This is a genomic window from Myxococcus sp. CA039A (assembly GCF_013336645.1).
Taxonomy (GTDB): domain Bacteria; phylum Myxococcota; class Myxococcia; order Myxococcales; family Myxococcaceae; genus Myxococcus; species Myxococcus llanfairpwllgwyngyllgogerychwyrndrobwllllantysiliogogogochensis.
Genome location: NZ_JABUMQ010000532.1, coordinates 1 through 4310 on the forward strand (window position 1 = coordinate 1; position 4310 = coordinate 4310).

Here is a 4310-nt window from a genome sequence, read left to right on the forward strand (position 1 = left end):
CGGCGGAGGCAGCAGCGGCGCCACACGCTGCCAGAAGGCGTCGGGAACGAGTTCGCGGACCATGCACTCAAGCTGGGGATGCCCTTCGTCGGTGGCCACCCCAGCCCTGACTTTTGTTAGGTCCTCTAAATTCCAGAAACTAAGAAACATTAAATCGGGTAGGTCCATCGTCAGCGAAGCTGCACTCGAAGAGTTCAACGCGTACACCCAAAAACACAGCGTCGAAACAATAGTTGAACACGCGCTTGAGAAACTCGCCGCGCATGCGCACACTTTTTTGCTTCGACACCCCCTCTCAGCCCCATAGTTGTGCCAATCCAAAATCAGCTCGCTGCGTCATGAGTGCCGAGGCCCCGTCGGACCGCGCGTCAATGAGAGCGACTCGTCGAAACCGCCATCCTCACGCGGATAGCGGTGGTCGTTCGCAGGAACCATGAGCGCACGCTGACAGCTACTGGTTAACGCCTGTGGCCCTGCCCCCAGCGCGCCTCGCCTCGGCTTGGACGGCGCGCCAGCCGACGCTGCCTGGCGCGCGGAGCATCAGCACCAAGTCAGGGCCGGTACCGCTCCGCCTCATGGAAGAATTGCGTGAGCGAGTAGTCCAGCAGCGACTGGCGGGACTGCATGTACCGGCGGGCGCGGAGGAAGGGCAGCCAGACGCGCTTTCCAACGCGCACCTGGGACTCTTCCATCTTCTGCCTCAGCACCCACGTCCCTCCCAGTCGCCGCACCAGCACGTCCCCCAGGTAGGCCCCCAGCGCAGGGGCCGTGTGACTGTCGATGAGTTCGCGCTTGTACCGCTCGGGGAAGTTGTCCCGCCAGAAGTAGAAGTCCAAGTCCGTGAGGGACTCGACCGTCTCGTCCATGATGGAGGGCACCTTGGTGTGCAGTGCTGCCACGAGACCTTCGGACAGGTCTCCGTAGGATTCGAGGACGCGCTTCGGCTTCTCCACATCCGAGGGATGGGCAACTGGGAGCCACTCCTCTGGCACCGGCGGCCGGAAGGCGTTGAGTTCGGCAATCGTCCGTTGCCGCTCGCTGATGGCGAATTCGTCCGGCAGCCGGGAGAGGAACGGCGCCACGTCAGGGTGGAAGCGCGGCTCGACGGGTACGAGCGCGGCGCTGCGCTCACTCAGAGTGCGGAGCACCGTGTCGAAGTCGACGTCCGGTCGCAGGTGAGCATGGGCTCGGGCCTGCACCACACGCGCTTCCTCGCTAACGAACTCGGTGGCAGTAGGCCACAGAACCAGAAGGATGGAGCCATTGGGAAGCTCCTCCACGAGGTGTGCGGGCGTCGAGAGCATCCGCTCTCGGCCTACCAACTCCACCAGCTTCGGACCAAAGATGTTCAGCCAGAACAGCTCGTAGACCTTGTCGAACCCATCTCGCTTCCATGCCGTATTGTCACGACCAAAGGTGGGGAACTTCGCGAACTGCATGTCAGCAGCACTGTGCGCAGCAGCATAGTTCGCGGGATACTGAGCAGCCCAGGACCGCGCCACTCTTACGAAACTGCGACAGGTTTCTATCTCAGAGAAAAAGGAAAGCGGCTGCACCGTGAGACTAGTGCTCCACAGGGACCTCTCCTGTTCAGGCCCGAGAGTAAGCACCAACGACACAGCAGGACTCTCTGGCCGAACCAATCCAATAACTGTCCCATACTCCTCGCGACGTTCCTCAAGCGCACGCCGCACCGCCTCTTGGGAGTATTTACGCTTCCTGCTGGTCTTTACGATTGTTGGCATCCAACCGTCGGCATTTTGCTCAAGGGCATCGAGAAACGGTACCACGCTGCTCGCCAGCCCATTCCTAGCATCAAAGGTCCCATCGAACGTGAAGCGCAGACTATCCGCTTTGTTCAAGTCGTGCAGTGTCAGCGTCTTCATTGGAATAGCACCTCTACGCCCGCAATCAGGGTCTCTGTGTTTCTCACTGCGTTATCCAACCCGCTTCGGTCCCTGGGCAAAAGCTCCTTGCCTTCATAGACAAGCCGCACTCTTCGGATCTCCGCCTGCTGTCGCATCCCGTCCCGAAGAATTTTCAGTCGCCCACCGTAGTACTTCATTGCGTTGCTGGCATCCGAATTTACCTGCACAGGCAGTGCATTCTCGTCCAGAGCGGCGAGGTTCCGGCTCTTGAAGCTGAATGTCTCTACCCGAGGGGGCTGTCCCGGTGGGGGCCGCTCCTCGATAACAAGGACATCGGCGTACCGGAAGTCCACCTTCGACACGCCCACATGCGTCTCGATGCGTGGCTGCTCGAAGTCACCGAGCCATCGCCGCTGTGCGCGGGGCAACGCAGCGTCCGCCTCCAGGATGGCGATCATGGTCCTCTCGAAGGCCATGCCCCGAGCATACCGGTCACGCATCCCCTGGTAGCCCTCCCATTTCAGGGGCCCCTTGACGGGGTCGCCGTCCCGAATCTCCTGCAGCCGCCTCTTGCGATAGGCGACGTACTCCTGCCACAACGGCGCCCCCTGCTCGACTCCTGGCGGTGGCTTCTCCAGCTTCGGCGCCTGCTCCTTCAGCAGCTTCACATCCTTCGGTAGCCGTGGACCCGAGGCCTCCAGCTCCGCCAGGAAGAGCTTGGCCCGCGCGGCCTCCGTGGCGCCCACCTCAGCGTTCTGGGCGAAGAGGTCCAGGTTATCGAACTGCTTTCTTGTCGCCGCAGACTGGGCTGGCTCTCGAGTCGCCCCTCCTCTCGTCGTTGCAGCCTTGGAGGTCTCCCGGCTTGCCGCTTGCGCCTCCGCAGCGGACACCTCGGCGTCCTTCTCGAAGAGGTCCAGGTTGTCGGACCGCTTCCCCGCAGAGCCCCTTGTTGCCACGGGCCTCGCTGACTCACGACTGGCCGCCTCCATCAGCAGCGCCTGCGCCTTCGCGGGGTTTCCGCGCGCCTCAACGATGGCGACGAAGCCAGGAGGCCCCTCTGTCAGCACGAAGCGGGCGACCTCGCGCTTGCCCCGCAAGAAGGCGAAGCCATCGCGGACTGCGTCGGGGCCGAATAGCTCCTCCAATTCCTTCACGACGGCCTTCAACGCTTCGACTTCCGATGCCGCGAGCCGCCGCAGGCTCGCCCGCCCACCGGCGTTGGACTCCACCAGCGCGCGCGCGCCCTTGCCCCCGGCATACAGCGCCACCATGAGCGCGGCTGGCGCCAGCTCGCGCGTGGCCTGCTCGTACTTCCCCTGAGCCAGCGAGTACGCCCCGTGCCCAGTCCCGGCCACCAGGTGGTAGAAGCCCACTGGCACACCGAAGGTGAGGTGGTCGAAGGCCCCCGCCGACACGCTTCCCGGCGCGTAGTGTCGCGCCATCAACGCCTTCTCCACCTCGTCGATGGCAGCCTGGTAGGGCGGCGGCATTTGCCCACACATGGCCATGAGCTCCGTGTACCGGGCCTCGCCACTCACCAAGCTGCTCGAGAGCATGTCCCGGCCTGCGCGGGCCATCCCGCGCAGCACGTCTCGGCCCTGCTCGCCCCGCTCCGGGAAACCGTCCAGCGCTAGGCCCCGCCGCTTCAGCTCCTCGCGGACGACGGGCATGCTCCCCAGTGTCTCCCCTAGTCGCTTGTCTCGGGCCAGCCGCTGCACCACCTCGCGCAGCTCGTCGTCGAAGGCCGCGTGGAGGACGAAGAGGGCGAGCACCTCGGAGTACGGCACGCCGTACTTCTCCACGGACGTGACGAGGAAGGCCGCGCGCTTGCGGCTGAGGACGGCCGAGGCAGGCGCATCCATCGGACCCAGTGCCCCCAGGCGAACGGCGTCCCAGTCCGTGAGGGACTGCACCAGCGCGGCCATGTCCACTCCGCGCTGCATGGCCACGAACTCGGCGGGCGAGGCACACACCAGGAAGGGCTCCAGCACATCCCGGCTTTGGGTCAGGCGGGGCCAGTCCGAGGGCAAGGCTTTGTCGCCACAGACGAAGGCCCCGCCCTCGCCGCCCGAGCCGGGCGTTCCCTCCTCGTGGACGACCCTGCCGATGACTCCACGTCGAAAGCCCATCGGCGCCGGCTCTGTCGTCCCATCCGCGGGGCCCGACGCCTCCCCCTGATACACACCCGTCGCCGCGCTCCTCGCCGCCTGGGAGGGCATGGAGAGGGGACTGAATGCCAGGACCGCCCCACGGCCCGCCTGGCCCGGCTTCGCCGGCAACGAGGCGCACCCAGAGGCCAGGAGGGCCACCACCAGCGCGAGGCCAAGCCCGCCGCGCCAAGGCCGCTCAGCGCGCATTGTCCACCCCCAGTCCCACGGAAGCGAAGGCGCCTGACCGCAGCGTCCCCTCCGCCGTTGGGAAGAGCAGCGTGCCCCCCTGCCC

Annotated in this window: 2 protein-coding genes; both read right to left on the reverse strand. The window is 65.2% G+C overall.

Annotated elements, in window-relative coordinates; genetic code table 11:
- Positions 1-551: 551 nt before the first annotated feature.
- Complete coding sequence (locus HR086_RS45070) at positions 552-1886, reverse strand: hypothetical protein (protein WP_174468744.1); 1335 nt, start codon at positions 1884-1886, stop codon at positions 552-554.
- Positions 1883-4225, reverse strand: coding sequence for a hypothetical protein (locus HR086_RS45075; protein WP_174468745.1), 2343 nt, complete (start codon positions 4223-4225; stop codon positions 1883-1885). The genes HR086_RS45070 and HR086_RS45075 overlap by 4 nt, the downstream gene beginning before the upstream one ends.
- Positions 4226-4310 lie beyond the last annotated feature (85 nt).